The organism is Anabaena sp. 90 (assembly GCF_000312705.1).
GTDB lineage: Bacteria > Cyanobacteriota > Cyanobacteriia > Cyanobacteriales > Nostocaceae > Dolichospermum > Dolichospermum lemmermannii.
This window is the reverse complement of record NC_019427.1, coordinates 3,282,077-3,298,985: the sequence shown is the minus strand read 5'-3', so window position 1 is coordinate 3,298,985 and position 16,909 is coordinate 3,282,077. Positions and strand designations below refer to the sequence as shown.

Annotated in this window: 15 protein-coding genes, 1 tRNA gene and 2 pseudogenes; 16 read left to right on the top strand and 2 right to left on the bottom strand. The window is 39.1% G+C overall.

Going from position 1 to position 16,909, the window contains the following annotated elements; all coding sequences use genetic code 11:
• Window positions 1–27: 27 nt before the first annotated feature.
• Window positions 28–1,539: an AAA family ATPase gene (locus tag ANA_RS14375; RefSeq protein WP_015080779.1), complete on the bottom strand. Its 1,512-nt coding sequence runs from the start codon at window positions 1,537–1,539 to the stop codon at window positions 28–30.
• Window positions 1,540–1,789: 250 nt separating this feature from the next.
• Between ANA_RS14375 and ANA_RS14370 the strand changes: the two genes are divergently transcribed.
• The 12 genes and pseudogenes from ANA_RS14370 to ANA_RS14315 all read left to right on the top strand — a co-directional run bounded on the left by ANA_RS14370 (window position 1,790) and on the right by ANA_RS14315 (window position 12,482).
• The gene (locus ANA_RS14370; protein ID WP_015080778.1) at window positions 1,790–2,047 is read left to right on the top strand and encodes a hypothetical protein; all 258 of its coding nucleotides are present in this window, start codon (window positions 1,790–1,792) and stop codon (window positions 2,045–2,047) included.
• A 24-nt stretch (window positions 2,048–2,071) separates the two neighbouring features.
• On the top strand, window positions 2,072–2,479 hold the full coding sequence (locus ANA_RS14365; RefSeq protein ID WP_015080777.1) for a type II toxin-antitoxin system VapC family toxin: 408 nt from the start codon (window positions 2,072–2,074) through the stop codon (window positions 2,477–2,479).
• Between the two features lie 159 nt (window positions 2,480–2,638).
• Window positions 2,639–4,108, top strand: coding sequence for a glycolate oxidase subunit GlcD (gene glcD, locus ANA_RS14360; protein ID WP_015080776.1), 1,470 nt, complete (start codon window positions 2,639–2,641; stop codon window positions 4,106–4,108).
• Between the two features lie 179 nt (window positions 4,109–4,287).
• Window positions 4,288–4,509, top strand: a complete 222-nt coding sequence (locus ANA_RS14355) for a hypothetical protein (RefSeq protein WP_015080775.1) — start codon at window positions 4,288–4,290, stop codon at window positions 4,507–4,509.
• On the top strand, window positions 4,506–5,024 hold the full coding sequence (gene pgsA / locus ANA_RS14350) for a CDP-diacylglycerol--glycerol-3-phosphate 3-phosphatidyltransferase (RefSeq protein ID WP_015080774.1): 519 nt from the start codon (window positions 4,506–4,508) through the stop codon (window positions 5,022–5,024). The genes ANA_RS14355 and pgsA overlap by 4 nt, the downstream gene beginning before the upstream one ends.
• 379 nt (window positions 5,025–5,403) lie before the next feature.
• Window positions 5,404–7,026 (top strand): type I restriction-modification system subunit M, encoded by a 1,623-nt coding sequence (locus ANA_RS14345; protein ID WP_015080773.1) that lies wholly within the window; start codon window positions 5,404–5,406, stop codon window positions 7,024–7,026.
• 133 nt (window positions 7,027–7,159) lie between these two features.
• The gene (locus ANA_RS14340; RefSeq protein WP_015080772.1) at window positions 7,160–8,092 is read left to right on the top strand and encodes a Fic family protein; all 933 of its coding nucleotides are present in this window, start codon (window positions 7,160–7,162) and stop codon (window positions 8,090–8,092) included.
• A gap of 18 nt (window positions 8,093–8,110) precedes the next feature.
• Window positions 8,111–8,359 (top strand): hypothetical protein, encoded by a 249-nt coding sequence (locus ANA_RS14335; RefSeq protein ID WP_015080771.1) that lies wholly within the window; start codon window positions 8,111–8,113, stop codon window positions 8,357–8,359.
• On the top strand, window positions 8,337–8,705 hold the full coding sequence (locus ANA_RS14330; protein ID WP_041458077.1) for a type II toxin-antitoxin system VapC family toxin: 369 nt from the start codon (window positions 8,337–8,339) through the stop codon (window positions 8,703–8,705). The genes ANA_RS14335 and ANA_RS14330 overlap by 23 nt, the downstream gene beginning before the upstream one ends.
• 24 nt (window positions 8,706–8,729) lie before the next feature.
• Complete coding sequence (locus ANA_RS14325; RefSeq protein WP_015080769.1) at window positions 8,730–9,398, top strand: restriction endonuclease subunit S; 669 nt, start codon at window positions 8,730–8,732, stop codon at window positions 9,396–9,398.
• A pseudogene (locus ANA_RS14320) lies at window positions 9,365–9,577 on the top strand (Uma2 family endonuclease); the annotation flags it as partial. The gene ANA_RS14325 and the pseudogene ANA_RS14320, both read left to right, overlap by 34 nt.
• A gap of 31 nt (window positions 9,578–9,608) precedes the next feature.
• Window positions 9,609–12,482, top strand: coding sequence for a type I restriction endonuclease subunit R (locus ANA_RS14315; protein WP_015080767.1), 2,874 nt, complete (start codon window positions 9,609–9,611; stop codon window positions 12,480–12,482).
• Between the two features lie 482 nt (window positions 12,483–12,964).
• Here the strand turns inward: ANA_RS14315 and ANA_RS14310 are convergent.
• Window positions 12,965–13,037, bottom strand: a tRNA-Val gene (locus ANA_RS14310).
• A gap of 162 nt (window positions 13,038–13,199) precedes the next feature.
• Here ANA_RS14310 and ANA_RS14305 point away from each other — a divergent pair.
• The 4 genes and pseudogenes from ANA_RS14305 (at window position 13,200) to ANA_RS14290 (ending at window position 16,832) form a co-directional block, all read left to right on the top strand.
• The gene (locus ANA_RS14305) at window positions 13,200–13,784 is read left to right on the top strand and encodes a metal-binding protein (protein WP_015080766.1); all 585 of its coding nucleotides are present in this window, start codon (window positions 13,200–13,202) and stop codon (window positions 13,782–13,784) included.
• 5 nt (window positions 13,785–13,789) lie between these two features.
• A complete protein-coding gene (gene mazG, locus ANA_RS14300; protein ID WP_015080765.1) occupies window positions 13,790–14,590 on the top strand; it encodes a nucleoside triphosphate pyrophosphohydrolase in 801 nt (266 codons plus the stop codon).
• 29 nt (window positions 14,591–14,619) lie between these two features.
• A pseudogene (locus ANA_RS14295) lies at window positions 14,620–14,979 on the top strand (ISNCY family transposase); the annotation flags it as partial.
• 317 nt (window positions 14,980–15,296) lie between these two features.
• Window positions 15,297–16,832: a phytoene desaturase family protein gene (locus ANA_RS14290; RefSeq protein ID WP_015080764.1), complete on the top strand. Its 1,536-nt coding sequence runs from the start codon at window positions 15,297–15,299 to the stop codon at window positions 16,830–16,832.
• The last annotated feature ends 77 nt before the right edge of the window (window positions 16,833–16,909 follow it).

Sequence of the window (16,909 nt, the reverse complement as noted above, 5' to 3'; positions counted from 1 at the left end):
TGACTCCTGACTCCTGACTCCTGACTCCTATAATTGACGTTGAATGCGATCGCTTAAAGGACTGTATTTTGAGGCTAGACGCGCCCTACCGGATGCTGCCCATTCTTGGAGTTTTTGAATCTGTTCGAGGGCAGTTCGTGCCAAGGGGATAATTTGACTAGCAGCCTCTAAAATATCATCAGTGGTGAAATCACGGTTTTGACTAAAGCCAATGTGCATGGCTTCAATTAACGTTTGTTCAATTTCTGCACCGGAAAAATCGGGGGTTTCGTAGGCTAATCTTTCGATTTCATAGCTGTTCAAATTATGGGGACGCAATCGGGATAAATGCACATTGAAAATGGCTTTTCTTTCTTCTTGGCTGGGTAAACCGACAAAGAAAATTTCATCAAATCGCCCTTTTCTTAACATTTCTGGTGGTAACGCCTGAATATCATTAGCAGTAGCCACAACAAATACAGGAGAAGTTTTTTCCGCTAACCAATTGATAAAAGTCCCAAATACCCGGCTGGTAGTTCCTGCATCACCTTTGCTACCCAAACCCGAAAAAGCTTTGTCAATTTCATCAATCCAAAGTATACAGGGAGCGAGCGCTTCTGCGACTTGAATCATTTGCCGGGTGCGGGATTCTGACTCACCCACCAAACCACCAAATAACCGCCCTACGTCTAATCGTAACAGAGGTAAATGCCAATGGTGAGCGATCGCTTTGGCCGTTAAAGATTTACCAGTTCCTTGAATTCCCACCAACATTAACCCACGGGGATAAGGTAAACCATATTGTCGGGCTTTTTCGCTAAACGAACCCCCACGCCGAATTAACCAATCTTTCAAATTATCCAAACCACCAATATCAGTAATTTCCTCAGTGGCGGGGTAAAAATCAAGAATTTGGGTTTGGCGGATAGTTTGCCGCTTTTCTGCCAAAACTAAATCTACATCTTCCGGTTCTAATTGTCCATGAGTGGCGATTCCTCGCGCCAATACCCGGCGGATTCTTTCCATAGACAACCCTTGACAAGAACGCACCAAATCATCCAAAAACTTGCCAACAGGGGGATTCCCGGTGGCTTGTAACAACCGTTCCACCTCCATTTTGATTTCCGAGGCGTTAGGTAGGGGAAACTCAACCACCGTCAGCACTTCCGTCAAATCGTCAGGAATAGCGACGCGAGGGGATAATAGGACAATATTTTTCGGTTGTGATTTCAGCAGTTTGGCTAAATTACGAAGTTTACGAGAAATAGCCACATCATCCAAAAATCTATGATAATCTCGTAAAATCAACACCGCAGGTGCAGCAGCAGTCAACTTTTCCACAAACTCCAAAGCCTGTAACGGGTTACGTTTACCAAACCCCACATCATTGGGACTTCCTTGATAACCGTCCACAAAATCCCAAGTATACACCGGACGATTACCTTGATTTATCGCCTCTTCCCGAATCGCCGCTTCTACCCGTTCTTCCTCATAAGTAGGAATATAAATCAACGGATAACGAGCGCGGAGTAACAATTTAAACTCATCACGAAAATTCATAAAATTAATTATTTTTAAATTTAGAAATTCAGGATTTTAAAAAAATCTCTAACTTATGATACATTATTAGCTGGTTATAGCGGTATGCACTTGAATAAGATCCTAAAATCCGGTTTTAGCTGACTGCTAACCACTGATAGCTGAATGCTTACACTTATTTTTTATCTCAGTGTCAAACTCAAACCTTGTTGATCTAAAATACAAATTAGGGTATAATTTTCATAAAACAGATTTTTATCTCTAAATCACCATGAATAAAGTTACATTAGAGATTCCTGATCAATTAATGAATCAATTGCAAAATCAATCTGATTCTTTACAAAATATTTTGCTTAAAGCTCTGGAAGCATATTTAGCGAAAGAACAATCAAATTTAATTAAAACTAAGACTTGGGAACTCTGTGGAAGTTTAGAAATTCCTAATCCTGATCCTGAATTTATAATTAAAGATCAAAAAGCAGAACTATCTACTAACTATGCAGAACATATTGATGATGTTTTATATTAAACTCAACTATTTTAATATAAAACCATGAATCAAGAAATAATTGTTGATACCTCAGCTTTAATTGCTTTTTTCGTTAAATCTGAAACCAATCATCAAATAGCAAAGCAATATACATACCATAATCTAAATCATCGCTGGATTATCTTAGAAACAGTATTTGATGAGACAGTCACTTGGATTAGAAGTAAAATTTCTAGTGATGCTTCTATTAAAATTGGTCAAGTTTTAAGAACTGAACATCGTTACATCAATATTTCTGATCAAGATGACCAGCTTATCTGGGAGACTTTTTGTAAATATAATGATAAAGAATGGAGTTATACTGATTGTTCTATTTTAGTAATGGCAAATCGTTTAAGTGTCTTTGAAGTTTTTGCCTTTGATGAGCATATTCGTCAGATGGCAGGATTAGGTATTATTTGTGTGCCATAAAAAATATCTCACAAAACATAAATTCGATTTTTTGTCAATGGTTAATTTCTAAATCATATCAAATTATCCTGTACCAATTCTTTCAAAAATACAATATAAGTTATATTCTTTATATAAAATAATAAATACAGTCAATATCTACCACAAATAAAAAAATCCATGCTTACCAAAAATAAAAAAGAAATCAACTGGAAACCTATTATCAAAAAATTTGTCGCTGTAGTTGGTGAAAAAGGCGTAGTTCAACGCAAAGAAGAACTTCTCACCTATGAATGTGACGGTTTAACCAGCTATAAACAATGTCCCCCAGTCGCAGTATTACCCAGAACCACAGAACAAGTCTCAGAAATTGTCAAAATTTGCAATCAATATTCCGTTCCCTTCATTGCTAGAGGTTCAGGAACAGGTTTATCTGGTGGGGCTTTACCAACGGAAAATTCTGTTTTAATTGTCACTTCTTTAATGCGACAAATCCTTAGTATTGATTTAGAAAATCAACGGGCTGTAGTGCAACCAGGAGTAATTAATAGTTGGGTGACTCAAGCTGTTAGTGGTGCTGGTTTTTACTTTGCACCTGACCCTTCTAGTCAAATTATTTGTTCTATTGGTGGCAATATTGCCGAAAATTCTGGAGGAGTCCATTGTTTAAAATATGGTGTGACAACAAATCATGTTTTGGGCTTAAAACTTGTCCTTCCTAACGGTGAAATAGTTGATGTTGGTGGACAAATTCCCGAAACCCCAGGTTATGATTTACCTGGTGTATTTGTGGGTTCAGAAGGAACATTAGGAATTGCCACAGAAATCACCCTGAAGATTCTCAAGAGTGCGGAATCTATTTGTGTCTTACTAGCAGATTTTACTAGCGTAGATGCTGCGGCTGCCACCGTTTCTGATATTATTAGCGCGGGGATTATTCCCGGTGGCATGGAAATGATGGATAATATTAGTATCAATGCTGTAGAAGATGTTGTTGCCACTAATTGTTATCCTCGTGATGCGACGGCAATTTTGTTAGTAGAAATTGATGGTTTAGAAGTAGAAGTTTCTGCCAATAAACAGCGAGTCATAGAAATTTGCAAAAAGAATGGGGCGCGAAATGTTACTAGTGCTAGTGACCCAGAAACTAGATTAAAATTATGGAAAGGCAGAAAAGCAGCTTTTGCGGCTGCGGGACATATTAGCCCTGATTATTATGTGCAAGATGGGGTAATTCCTCGCACTCAATTACCTTATGTTCTCCAGGAAATTGAAAGATTAAGTCATGAATATGGTTATCCCATTGCCAATGTTTTTCATGCTGGAGATGGTAATTTACATCCATTAATTTTATTTGATAATTCTGTACATGGAGAATTGGAAAAAGTCGAAGAATTGGGAGGAGAAATTCTCAGGCTATGTGTAAGAGTAGGTGGAAGTATTTCCGGTGAACATGGTATTGGTGCTGATAAAAAATGCTATATGCCAGATATGTTTAGTGAAGCTGATTTAGAAACAATGCAATGGGTAAGACAGGTATTTAATCCCCAAGGTTTGGCAAATCCTGGCAAGATTTTTCCCACACCTCGCACTTGTGGAGAAGCAGCAAAAGCATCTATTCAACAATTCTCAGGTGTAGAAAGATTCTAAGAAAGGAGTCAGGAGTCAGGAGTCAGAATGAAGAATCAATATTTTTCTGTTCCCTGTTTCCTGTTCCCTCTTCTCTGTTCCTTGTTTTATCAAAAAATATTCATATCTTTATCTAATCCCGACAATAAAATTGGATTTTGTAGTTATATAGATATTAGCAATCTAGACTTATTTAACTAATGAATTCTGTATTACGGCGGTTTTTTGTGTATTTTTTGTGTTTGGGATTTGTCATTAGTTTAACAATATTTCCAATTTCTGCAAATCCTAGTTATACTCAAAATTCAAATTCTCTACCTGTAACTACAGAAATTCGTGGTGTTTGGCTGACTAATGTTGCTAGTGGTGTACCTGGTGGGTATGGAAGACTCAGTGAATTATTAAATTTTAAATTGTCATGACTCTACCTAATTGGATTACTTTTTCTCGACTGCTAGGAATACCTTTTTTACTTTACGGTTTATACAATCCCACAAATCAAGCAAAGTGGATATGTTTGACAATATTTTTAATTGCAGCGTTAACTGATTGGTTAGATGGATATTTAGCCAGAAAACTTAACCAAATTAGCGAGTTAGGTAAGTTTCTTGATCCTTTAGTAGATAAATTATTGGTACTTGCACCATTGTTAGTATTGGTAGAATTGGGAAAAATTCCAGCTTGGGCAGTGTTTATAATTTTAGCACGGGAATTAGCGATCGCAGGTTGGCGAGTTAATCAAACTACTATTACTGGGGCAAATATTTGGGGTAAACTGAAAACGGTTAGTCAAATCATCGCCATATCTCTACTAATTGCCCCCTTATCTCCAACTTGGCAAACTCCGGTTTTAATTGCCTTTTGGATATCTGTAATCTTAACAATTGTTTCCGGAATAATTTATCTCATTCCCCCAACAATTAGTGAGGAAAAATAAATTTATTAAAATGAAACTCGAAATTAAAAAAGGTGGCGAAATCTGCTTTTTTAATTCATTAGTATTCAAATTCAGCAATAAAAAACCCTGGCGAAACTGACCAGGGTTAATTAGGAGAAAATTTGAATGACGATTAGATACAAATACTCAGCGCAATTAACGTCAATGCAGGATAAATCCTACCCCTAGCCTTCATCCCTCGTCTAAAGAACAGGTGTGGCTGACTCAGTCAGCCACACCTTCAAGGGTTTTCGGCATTTTCCTTATAACTTTTCCATGCCTAGTCCCTTGCTATGTCCTATACTTGGCTGAGACACTATTTTTAGCAGTGCTAGAGATAGCTACGCTGACCTGCGGTAACGCCCAATAAGAGAGATAAATGACGAACGGACTGAACGGACAAAACGGACAAAAGAAAAAATTAGAAACTCAGCTTTGGAATATTGCCGATTCTCTACGGGGCAAGATGAACGCCGATGAGTTTCGGGATTATTGCTTAGGGTTTATTTTCTATAAGTACCTATCCGAGCGTCAGCATCTTTACGCCAATGAGATTTTGGCGGAGGATAAGATTGATTTTTTAAAGCTTGATGAATCCTCGGAAGATGGGCAGGAATATTTAGCAGCAATTAAAGAAGAATCTATTGCCGAATTGGGTTATTTTTTGAAGCCATCTGAGTTGTTTAGTTCTCTGGCTAAACGGGCATTGGGCAATCAGGCGGATAAGGATGAGATTAGTGATGAGGAGTTAGAACAGAGTTCAATTTTTATTTTGGGGGACTTGACGGATGTTTTAAACAACATTGAACGCTCCACAATGGGCGGGGAAAGTGAGGAAGATTTTGATCATTTGTTTGAGGATCTGGATCTGAATTCGACGAAGTTGGGGCGGACTCCGAAGGCCAAAAATGCGTTAATTGCCAAGATTTTAGTGCATTTGAATAAAATTGATTTTCGGCTAGAGGATACGGAAAGCGATGTACTGGGGGATGCATACGAATATTTGATTGGGCAGTTTGCCAGTGGTGCAGGTAAAAAAGCAGGGGAGTTTTACACACCCCAGCAGGTTTCTAAGGTATTGGCGAAGATTGTGACGACGGGGAAAAGTCGGTTGAAGTCGGTTTATGACCCAACTTGTGGTTCGGGATCTTTGTTGTTGCGGGTAGCGCGGGAGGTAGAATCAGTCGGGGATTTTTACGGACAAGAAATGAACCGCACAACTTACAACTTGGCGCGGATGAACATGATTTTGCATGGGGTACATTATCGCAATTTTGATCTGAGGCAAGAGGATACGCTGGAGAAACCCCAGCATGAGGGGATGCGGTTTGAGGCGGTGGTGGCAAATCCGCCATTTTCAGCCAATTGGAGCGCCAATAAGCTGTTTGAGTCAGATGATCGCTTTAGTCAATATGGGAAGTTAGCCCCGGCTTCTAAGGCTGATTTTGCCTTTGTCCAACACATGATTCATCATCTGGATGAAAACGCCATTATGGCGGTGGTGTTGCCCCACGGGGTTTTGTTTCGTGGTGCGGCAGAGGGGCATATTCGTAAGTATCTAATCAAGGAAAGGAATTGGTTAGATGCGGTGATTGGGTTGCCAGCGAATATTTTTTATGGGACGAGTATCCCAACTTGTATTTTAGTGTTTAAGAAGTGTCGGGAATATCCTGACGATATTTTATTTATTGATGCCAGTGCCTATTTTGAAAAAGCGAAGAATCAGAACTATTTGCGGGATGAGGATGTTGATAAAATTGTCTCTACCTATCGCCAACGGTTGGAGGAGGAAAAGTATAGCTATCGCGCCCCGTTAGCGGAGATTGCCGAGAATGATTTTAATTTGAATATTCCCCGTTATGTGGATACTTTTGAGGAGGAGGAGGGGATTGATTTAGATGCGGTGGCTAGGGAGATCCGGGAAATTGATCGCAATATGGTGGAGACGGATCAATTAATTCGGGGTTTTTGTAGGGAGTTGGGGATTGAAGCACCGTTTTAGAGGCTGGGGAAATTGTCAGAATTTTTTTGTCAGAATCAGGATATCCAGGATTTAAGGATTTACAGGATGAAAGTAGAGATTTCATCACCAATTACCCATTACCCATTACCCATTACCCATTACCAATTACCCTATGCTAGTATCTTCCTCTCAACTTTACGAGCAGTTTATTCAACAGGTAATTGGTTTAAGTCAAAAAAAAGATTTTTCCTTAACTGCTTTAATAAGTAAATATGTGAGTATGAATTATCAACTTAAATTAGAGCAAATAGACAAGCTAAAAGTTTGGCTAGATGACTTTAGACCCTTTGACACAACAATGATCGCGGAACTCAAAAAGCTGTATGATGTCCGCTTTACTTATAACTCTAATGCCATTGAAGGGAATACTTTAACTCAAAGTGAAACCGAGTTAGTGTTAACTAAAGGGATTACAATTGGTGGTAAGACTCTTGATGAACATTTGGAGGTGATTGGACATAAAGAGGCGATAGACTATATTGAGAGTTTAGCCCAAAAAGATACAGAAATTAATGAATGGGAAATTAAACAAATTCACAATCTGATTCTGAGAAAAATTAACCCTAATGAAGCGGGTTGTTATCGGACGCTGGATGTAATGGCAGCAGGAAAAAATTATCTTTATCCTCCCCATTATTTACTGTCTCAATTAATGGCGGATTTTGCAATCTGGCTCAATTCAAATGCTACTTTACCCCTCCATCCTGTAGAATATGCAACAATGGCTCATTATCGTTTTGTCTCGATCCATCCTTTTCGGGATGGGAATGGCAGAACGGCTAGATTATTAATGAATTTATTGTTAATTCGTGCCGGGTATCCCATTGTGGTGATTAATAATAAAATTCGCAATAATTATATTAATGCTTTAGCTTATGGACAACAAAACCAAGATGATTTAGGTCAGCTTTTTGATTTGGTTTGTGATGCTGCTATCAGTTCGTTGGTGGAAACTTTAAGATTAGTAGTAACTGCAAGTAGCAGTAGAGAAAAGGGGCAGGTTTTTTATCAGGAAATTACTGATTTTATTGATCTTTTTTGCTAGATTGGTTTTATTAAATTTATGGAGATTTTGGCTATGGTGACTTTGCAAATTACGAAGGATCAAGTGTTTAGTTTACTGGAACAATTATCTTGGGCAGAACAACAAGAGGTTTTGCAATATCTCAGTCAAAAACTCCATAACCAACAAGGCGCACAGCATTCCCTTAACGAACTATCAGGAAAAATCAAGGCTTTTCAAGGGGTTAATGCTTTAGCTTGGCAACAGCAAATTAGGAGTGAGTGGGATGAAACTAGATTATCTCATTGATACTAATATCTTAATCTCGTTATTTAATGAAGAATTAACTCAACCAGTTCCAAATGGAGTGATCGGTTATTCTGTCATTACAAATATTGAAGTTTTATCTTTTAAGGGTTTATCTTCACAAGAAGAAAGTCTAATTAGATCAAGTCTACAAAGTCTGGTTCAGGTGTACATAAGTGCAAATATTGTTGAAAAAACAATTCAATTACGGCGGCAGTATAGCTTAAAGATGCCTGATGCTATTATTGTTGCTAGTGCTTGGGAATGTGATGCGATGTTGATTACAAATGATAAGCAGTTGTCCAAAATCAGCCAAGTAAAAGTTCTTTCTTTGCCACTGGAAAGTTAGGTAATAGGTAATAGGTAATAGGTAATGGGTAATAAGTTAAATAAAAATGTTCCTGTTTTGCGGTTTCCTGAGTTTGAGGGCGATTGGCAATCACAAAAACTTAAAAATATCTTGATTGAAAGCAATGTTCTAGCTTCTGAAGAATTGCCATTATATAGCTTGACTATTGAAAGTGGAATTGTCCCTAAAACAGAGAGATATGAGAGAAGCTTTCTTGTGAAAAATGAAGAAGAAGCATATAAGGTTGTTCAACCTAATGATTTTGCTTATAACCCAATGAATTTACGTTTTGGTGCATTGGCAAGACATACAGAGTCAAAACTTGTAAAAGTCTCTAAGTATTACAATATATTTTCTGTTAATCCAAAAGCGAATGTCATTTTTGTTGATTATCTCCTAACTAAGAGTAGTTCCATTAGATTCTATGACAGTATTGCAATGGGGTCTTTAGTAGAGAAAAAAAGAGTACATTTTTCTGATTTTCTAAATTCCAAATTTTTATTGCCCTCGATCGCAGAACAAGAGAAGATCGCTAGTTTACTAGGGGCTATAGATCGCCGTCTAACCCAACTCCGTCGCAAACGAAAACTCCTGCAAACCTACAAACGCGGCGTTATGCAGAAAATCTTTGCTCAAAAAATTCGGTTTAAGAGTGCGATCGGTTCAGAATGTATCAAAACAACCCAGTATTGAAAGATTACCTATTGGTTAGTTCCACTGCAATCGAAATAGATTTGTATCACAAAAATGATGCGGGACAATGGATGATTATTAACTATGGAGAAAGTGACACCATTGAACTAAAAAGCATCAATTTCAGCTTCCCCATTGAACAAGTTTATCGGGGTCTAAACCTTACCCCAGAATCTTAATCAATTCAATCATTTCAGGCGATCGATCATCATGCCCCAATCTGAACTAGAACTCGAACAAAACCTGATCAAACGTCTAACGGGGCTAGGCTATGAACCAGTCAACATTAGCAATGCCGAAGACCTGAAAGCCAATCTCAAAGCCCGACTGGAAAAACATAACGGTATTACCCTCAGCGACACCGAATTTAAAAGCATCCTCAACCACCTCGATAAAGGTAACATCTTTGACCGCGCCAAACGTCTGCGAGACAAAATGGAACTTAGCCGCGATGATGGTACAACCTTTTACCTAGAATTTCTCAACACTGAACATTGGTGTCAAAATCAATATCAAGTCACCAACCAGATCACCCAGCAAGGCAATTACAAAAATCGCTACGACGTAACCTTGCTGATTAACGGCTTACCCCTGGTGCAAATTGAACTCAAACGCCGAGGACTGGAACTCAAAGAAGCCTTCAACCAAATCAACCGCTACCAACGCCATTCCTACGGCGCAGAAAATGGACTCTTCCAATATGTCCAAATTTTCGTTATCTCCAACGGAGTTAATACCCGCTACTACGCCAACAACCGAAAACAAGAATTTAAACAAACCTTCTATTGGGCAGATCAAGAAAACAACCTCATAACCCAACTGGAAGACTTCGCCGACAGCTTTCTGGAAAAATGCCACGTCTCCAAAATGATCTGTAAATACATTGTCCTGCACGAATCCGATAAAGTGCTAATGGTGTTGCGTCCCTATCAATACTACGCAGTAGAAGCCATTATTGAGCGAGTCAAGGATACCGATAAAAATGGCTATATCTGGCATACCACCGGATCAGGTAAAACCCTCACCAGCTTCAAAGCTGCCCAAATCCTTACCCAACTCCCCAAAGTACATAAAGTGCTGTTTGTGGTTGATCGTGCTGACCTTGACTACCAAACCAGCAGAGAATTTAATGATTTCAGCCCCGACTGCGTAGACACCACCGATAACACTAAACAACTCGTTAACCAAATGGCTGGGGATAGTCGCCTCATTGTCACCACCATCCAAAAACTGAACACCGCTATCAAAAAGCCTCGCCATGAAGCCGCAATGGAGGGCTTGAAAGATCAGCGCATTGTGTTTATCTTTGATGAATGCCACCGTTCCCAATTTGGTGAAACCCATAAAAATATCGTCAAATTCTTTACCAAAGCCCAAATGTTTGGCTTTACTGGTACTCCCATCTTTGCCGATAACGCTGCCAGTAATCAACACGGTAAACGCACCACTAAAGACCTATTCCAAGAATGTCTGCATAAATATGTAATCACCAATGCGATCGCTGATGAAAATGTTCTTAAATTTTCCGTCGAGTATTGGGGCAAAATCAAACGCAAAGACGGCACACTGATCACAGAACCAAAATTAGACCGAGAATTTTTTGAAAATCCCGACCGAATTTCTCTAATTGTAGATTGGATTATTGCCAACCATCACCGTAAAACCCACGGCATAAAATTCTCTGCTATGCTCTGCGTCAGTAATGTAGATACTCTAATTACTTATTATGAAACCTTTAAAAATAAACAAAAACAGGGATTACATGATCTGCGAGTAATTACTATTTTTACCCCCAGCGATAACGAAGAAGACGAAGACGCAAACGGCTTAATTGGAGAACCTGGTTTCAATATCAGCGCAGATACAAGTAACCGCAGTCATAGCCGCGACAAATTAAATCAATTTATCGCGGACTATAACCAGATATATAAAACCCAACATTCAGCCAAGGATAGTCAGGCTTTTTATGCCTATTATAAAGACATCTCCAAGCGGATGAAGGACAGGGATCGAGAAAACTTTCAGGATCAGGAACGCGCCGATATTCTGTTAGTAGTCAATATGTTTCTCACGGGCTTTGATGTCAAAAAGCTGAATACACTTTACGTTGACAAAAATCTGAAATATCACGGATTAATTCAAGCATACTCCCGCACTAATCGCATTTTGGGCGAACTTAAATCCCAGGGAAATATAGTTTGTTTCCGCAACCTCAAAGATAATACCGATCAAGCAGTTATTTTGTTTTCCGACACCAACGCTAAGGAAGAAATTTTTATTGAACCCTACGAATATTACATTGAAAAATTTAATCAAGGTGTACAAGAACTCAGAGCGATCGCCACTATTCCCAACGATGTCAATAAACTGATTAGTGAAGAGGAGCAAGTTGAGTTTGTTAAAGCCTTTCGTAATCTTATCCGCCTATTAAATGTTAGTAAATCATTTACTGAGTTTAGTTTTTCCGACTTAAATCTGGATGAACAAACCTTTGAAGATTATAAAAGCAAATATCTGGACATCTATGATCAAACGCGACCCAAACCCGATAAAGAAAAGGAATCTCTGGTTGAGGAAGTTGATTTTGAATTAGAACTGATCCACAGAGATGAAATTAATGTTACTTATATTCTTGAGCTTTTGGGCAAACTCCAGCGCGACAATGATGCTACGCAAGAAGATTACCAAAATCAGAAAGCCTATATCCTTGAGATAATCGGGAAAGAAGCCCAACTACGCAGTAAGCGGGATCTACTGGAGAAATTTATTGAAGAGCGAATGCCTAGCATTGAACCAGAAGAGAAAATCGAAACTGTTTTTAAAGACTTCTGGAATCAAGAACGTATTGCAGCGATTCAGCGACTCTGCACAGAGGAGAACCTCAAGATCGAAGCCGTTAATCAAATGATTGCTGACTACAAATTCTCTGGGAAAGAACCGTTAAGGGAAACGGTGTTGAGTGCTTGCAACGAAAAACCGAAATTATTAGAGCGTAAAAAAATCTTTGCGCGAGTCGTATCGAAATTACTCGACATCATCAATAAGTTTGATGACGCTATTGGTAAGCTTGAGGAGGAAGAATAAAACATTTTTCAAAGCAGGCGATCGTCAAATTTATACCAAACTTCTCCAACTCTCTCGCACACCAAGGGTATCTTGCCCGTCCTTGTATTATTAGCGGGCAAGATGCCCGCACTACAAGAAATTTTGGGATATTTTTTTAAATTGGAAGTCTCTAAAGATTTTTTTATATTTAGTTATCTTTAGATAACTTTGGCTATTAGACTGGGACTTCATTCCCAGGCGGGCTTTGGCTATTAGACTGGGAATTCATTCCCAGGGGTCTATGATTTTACGTTAAGTTGACACATATCAGTACTGCTAAACCCTTACAAATCTAGGTTTTTCGTGATTTTATAAAAGTCTATGTCCCAAGCGTTTTGAGTATAGCTTCAAAAGCTAAACCCATAACTTTGCCGGATTGAGTAGGAAGCATAAGCTTGCCGTCTCAGCAAAGATATGGGTAAAGTCACAAAAAGTTTTGCGCTGCAAACAAACGGGTTAAATGGGCAGTACCAGACTCGAACTGATGACATCCTGCTTGTAAGGCAGGCGCTCTACCAACTGAGCTAACCGCCCGTTTCTTTCACTCAATCAATATAGCATAGCCTTGCCAAATTTTGCAAGTCTTTTGATAAACTTTTTTTTAGAGCTGGGAAAGCTTGATTTAAACGGTATTGAGCTATACTAACTCAGGACTAAAATTTTTAATTTTGAACTTTTAATTTTTAATTTTCTAAGATGCCCTCTGGTCAAACGCATGATCGCATTACTATCTGGTCTATGCCTGTGGTAGCGGGTATAACATTGATTTCCACTCACAGCAGTAATATGACTTTGTTGGTGGCGGGTGGGTTTATGTTTGGGGGGCTGATGTTTGGTCCCGATTTGGATATTTACTCCCGTCAATTTCAGCGGTGGGGTTTTCTGCGGTGGATTTGGCTACCTTATCAAAAAAGTCTGCGCCATCGCTCTTTTTTATCTCACGGTCCGATTATTGGTACAACATTAAGAGTGGTGTATCTGACGACTTTTTTGGCCTTGGTGGCCATTGTGGTGGTGATGATTTTCACCAAGTTGGGAAATGTGGCTTGGAACTGGGGGGAAGTGTGGGGAACTGTGGGGAAGACCATCTATATATATTATGGAGAATTTTTTGCCCTCTTTGTCGGCTGTGAACTCGGTGCAATGAGTCATTCTTGCAGCGATTGGACTGTTTCCGGTTATAAGCGCTTTCAAAAACAGGGTATTCAAGGTTTACTTCCCCGTGGCAAAATTAAGAAACGTAAAGTTAGCCCCAGTCGTCGCAGTGCAAAAAAGCGGTAAAAAATATGGAAGTTAATCAAACTTTGCTGGCGTTACAAGAATTAATAGATGTGGTGGCAAAATTAAGATCACCTCAAGGTTGTCCTTGGGATTTGGCACAAACCCCGTCAAGCCTGACTCCTTACGTGATTGAGGAGGCTTATGAGGTGGTAGATGCAATTCAAACTGGGGATAAAAAGGCTATTTCTGAAGAATTAGGTGATTTATTATTACAAGTAGTATTACAGGCGCAAATTGCCAGTGAAGCGGGTGATTTTTCTCTGCAAGAAATCGCTGAGGGTATTTCTCAAAAGTTAATACGTCGTCATCCTCATGTATTTGCTGATGTGACTGTGGCAAATATGGAAGAGGTACACAAAAATTGGGAAACCATCAAAGCTGCGGAAAAAGGCGAAACTATAGAAACCCAAAAACTCAGTGATCAATTGAATCGTTATCGCCGTAGTCTTCCGCCATTAAATGCAGCTATGAAGATATCTGAAAAGGCGGCTAAGGTTGGTTTTGAGTGGAATAATGTAGATGAAGTTTGGGGCAAATTCCAGGAAGAGTTAGGGGAATTTCAACAGGCTTTAGCTGAAGAAACCAAAGAAAGACAAGAATCGGAATTAGGTGATTTACTATTTGCCATTATTCAAATTGCCAGATGGCATAAACTTGATCCTAGTGCGGGTTTACAAGGGACAAGTCAGCGATTTATTCAGCGATTGCAAAAAATGGAAGATGTAATTGAACGTCCGTTGACAGATTATAGTTTAGAAGAATTAGATGCCCTGTGGCAACAGGCTAAAGCTCAACTTGGTCATTAGACATCAGGTGAATTTAAATATTCTTTATGACTTTTCAAGAGGTCTATGAATGGTTAAATAAAAATGGAGTTTTGAAAAAGTTTGTCTACTTAGATGAAGAAATTTTAATCGCTTTAGATGGGACAGAATATTTCTCATCTAAGAAAATTAGTTGCCCTCATTGTAATTTTCGTAATCATCGAAATGGAACTACAACTTATTTTCATGGCTGTGTCACACCCATTGTAGTTTCTCCTAATCAAAAACAAGTAATTAATTTAGAACCAGAATTTATTAAAAAACAAGATGGACATCAAAAACAAGATTGTGAAAATGCGGCTGTTAAAAGATGGTTAAATAAGAATCATCAAAATAAGTATGGTTATGCTGCAACCCTTTTAGGAGATGACTAAAATGCTAAAATAAAGCCAGATATAACAAAAGTAAAATTGTAATTTTTTATGAAAACACATTCAAATGGATAAAATTTTTATTCTTGTTGACATGAATCATCAATAGGTAAATAGGTTCGTGTGATAAAATCCAAATATATTGGGTTTTGTAAAATTGCTAAAACTCAACAACAATAACGGATTGAATCAACCTTACATACCGTTACATGATTTGAATTTTTCCAGCTAACCTACTGCTAACCAAAGTTGACGAGAATTGAGAATAAATCCATTATCTATGATTTTTGAAAAAGCCCAGTCATCAAGCATTCTTTATGAGTAACACAGAAGTAGTCGTAATTGGTAGCGGTATTGGCGGATTGAGTTGCGCTGCACTCTTAGCACGCTATGGAATTGATGTCACAGTAGTAGAAAGCCACTCCATTGCCGGTGGTGCGGCTCATGCTTTTGAACGCAATGGCTACAAGTTTGAGTCTGGACCCTCTTTATATTCTGGTTTATCTTATACCCCTTCACCTAATCCCTTACGTCAAGTTTTAGATGCTATTGGCGAAGATTTACCCTGCGTCAATTACAATACCTGGGGTTGTTATTTACCAGAAGGCTACTTTGATGCTCAAGTTGGTGCTGACCAATTCTGTGAAATATTGCAACAACTGCGGGGAGATAAAGCTGTAGCACAATGGCGCAAACTCCAGGAAATTATGACACCTTTAGGTAAGAGTGCCACTGCTCTCCCACCCTCTGCCTTGCGCTATGATTTAGGTGCGGTGTTAACTATGGGTAAATTTACCCCAGCTTTACTGCAACAGGCCGCTAACGTCATCAAATTAACAGGGTCTTTTTCTAACATTATTGATGGTGTAATCACAGACCCTTTTATTCGCAACTGGTTAGATTTACTTTGCTTTTTGTTATCTGGATTACCCGCAGATGGGACAATAGCCGCAGAAGTGGCTTTCATGTTTGCAGATTGGTATCGTCCTCATGTGCAGTTAGATTATCCGATTGGGGGAAGTGGTGCATTAGTTGATGCACTGGTACGGGGGTTGAATAAACATGGTGGTAAGTTAGTTTTGAATGCTCATGTGGAGCAAGTTTTAGTAGAAAATAACCGTGCTGTCGGGGTACGTCTGCGGAGTGGTCAAGAAATCCGAGCCAGTAAAGCTGTTGTTTCTAATGCTTCTGTGTGGGACACTCTCAAACTCATTCCTGAAGGTGCTGTCCCCAAACGGTATGCAGAAAAGCAACAAGCAATACCTGAATGTGATAGTTTTATGCACCTGCATTTAGGTATTGATGCAGCAGGATTGCCTGAGAATCTAGGTATTCACTACATTGTAGTTAACGATTGGGACAAAGGCGTAACTGCACCGCAAAATGTGGTAGTTGTATCTATTCCTTCAGTTCTTGATTCGTCTTTAGCACCAGTGGGTAAGCACGTAATTCACGTTTATACTCCTGGTAATGAACCTTATGCTATTTGGCAAGGAAAGGAACGCAATAGCGAAGAATATGCGTTGTTAAAACAAGAACGTGCGGAAGTGATGTGGCAAGCTTTAGAAAGAATTATTCCTGATATTCGTTCTCGTTGTGAAGTCAGTTTGGTGGGTACTCCCCTTACTCATGGGCGATTTTTGCGTCGTCATCATGGTAGTTATGGACCAGCTATAGCGGCAGGGAAGGGTTTATTTCCTGGTGGGAATACACCTTTATCGGGGTTGTTGTGTTGTGGAGATTCGACTTTTCCGGGGATTGGGTTGCCGGCTGTGGCTGCTAGTGGGATGATTGTTGCTAATACTATTGCGCCTGTGCAGCAACATTTACAATTACTCAGTGATATTTTTTAGTAGCGATCGCTTATTGAGAGAGAAAGGAAAGGATGAGCGATAGCGAAGTGCCGCTGCAAGCAAATCGCATAATACTA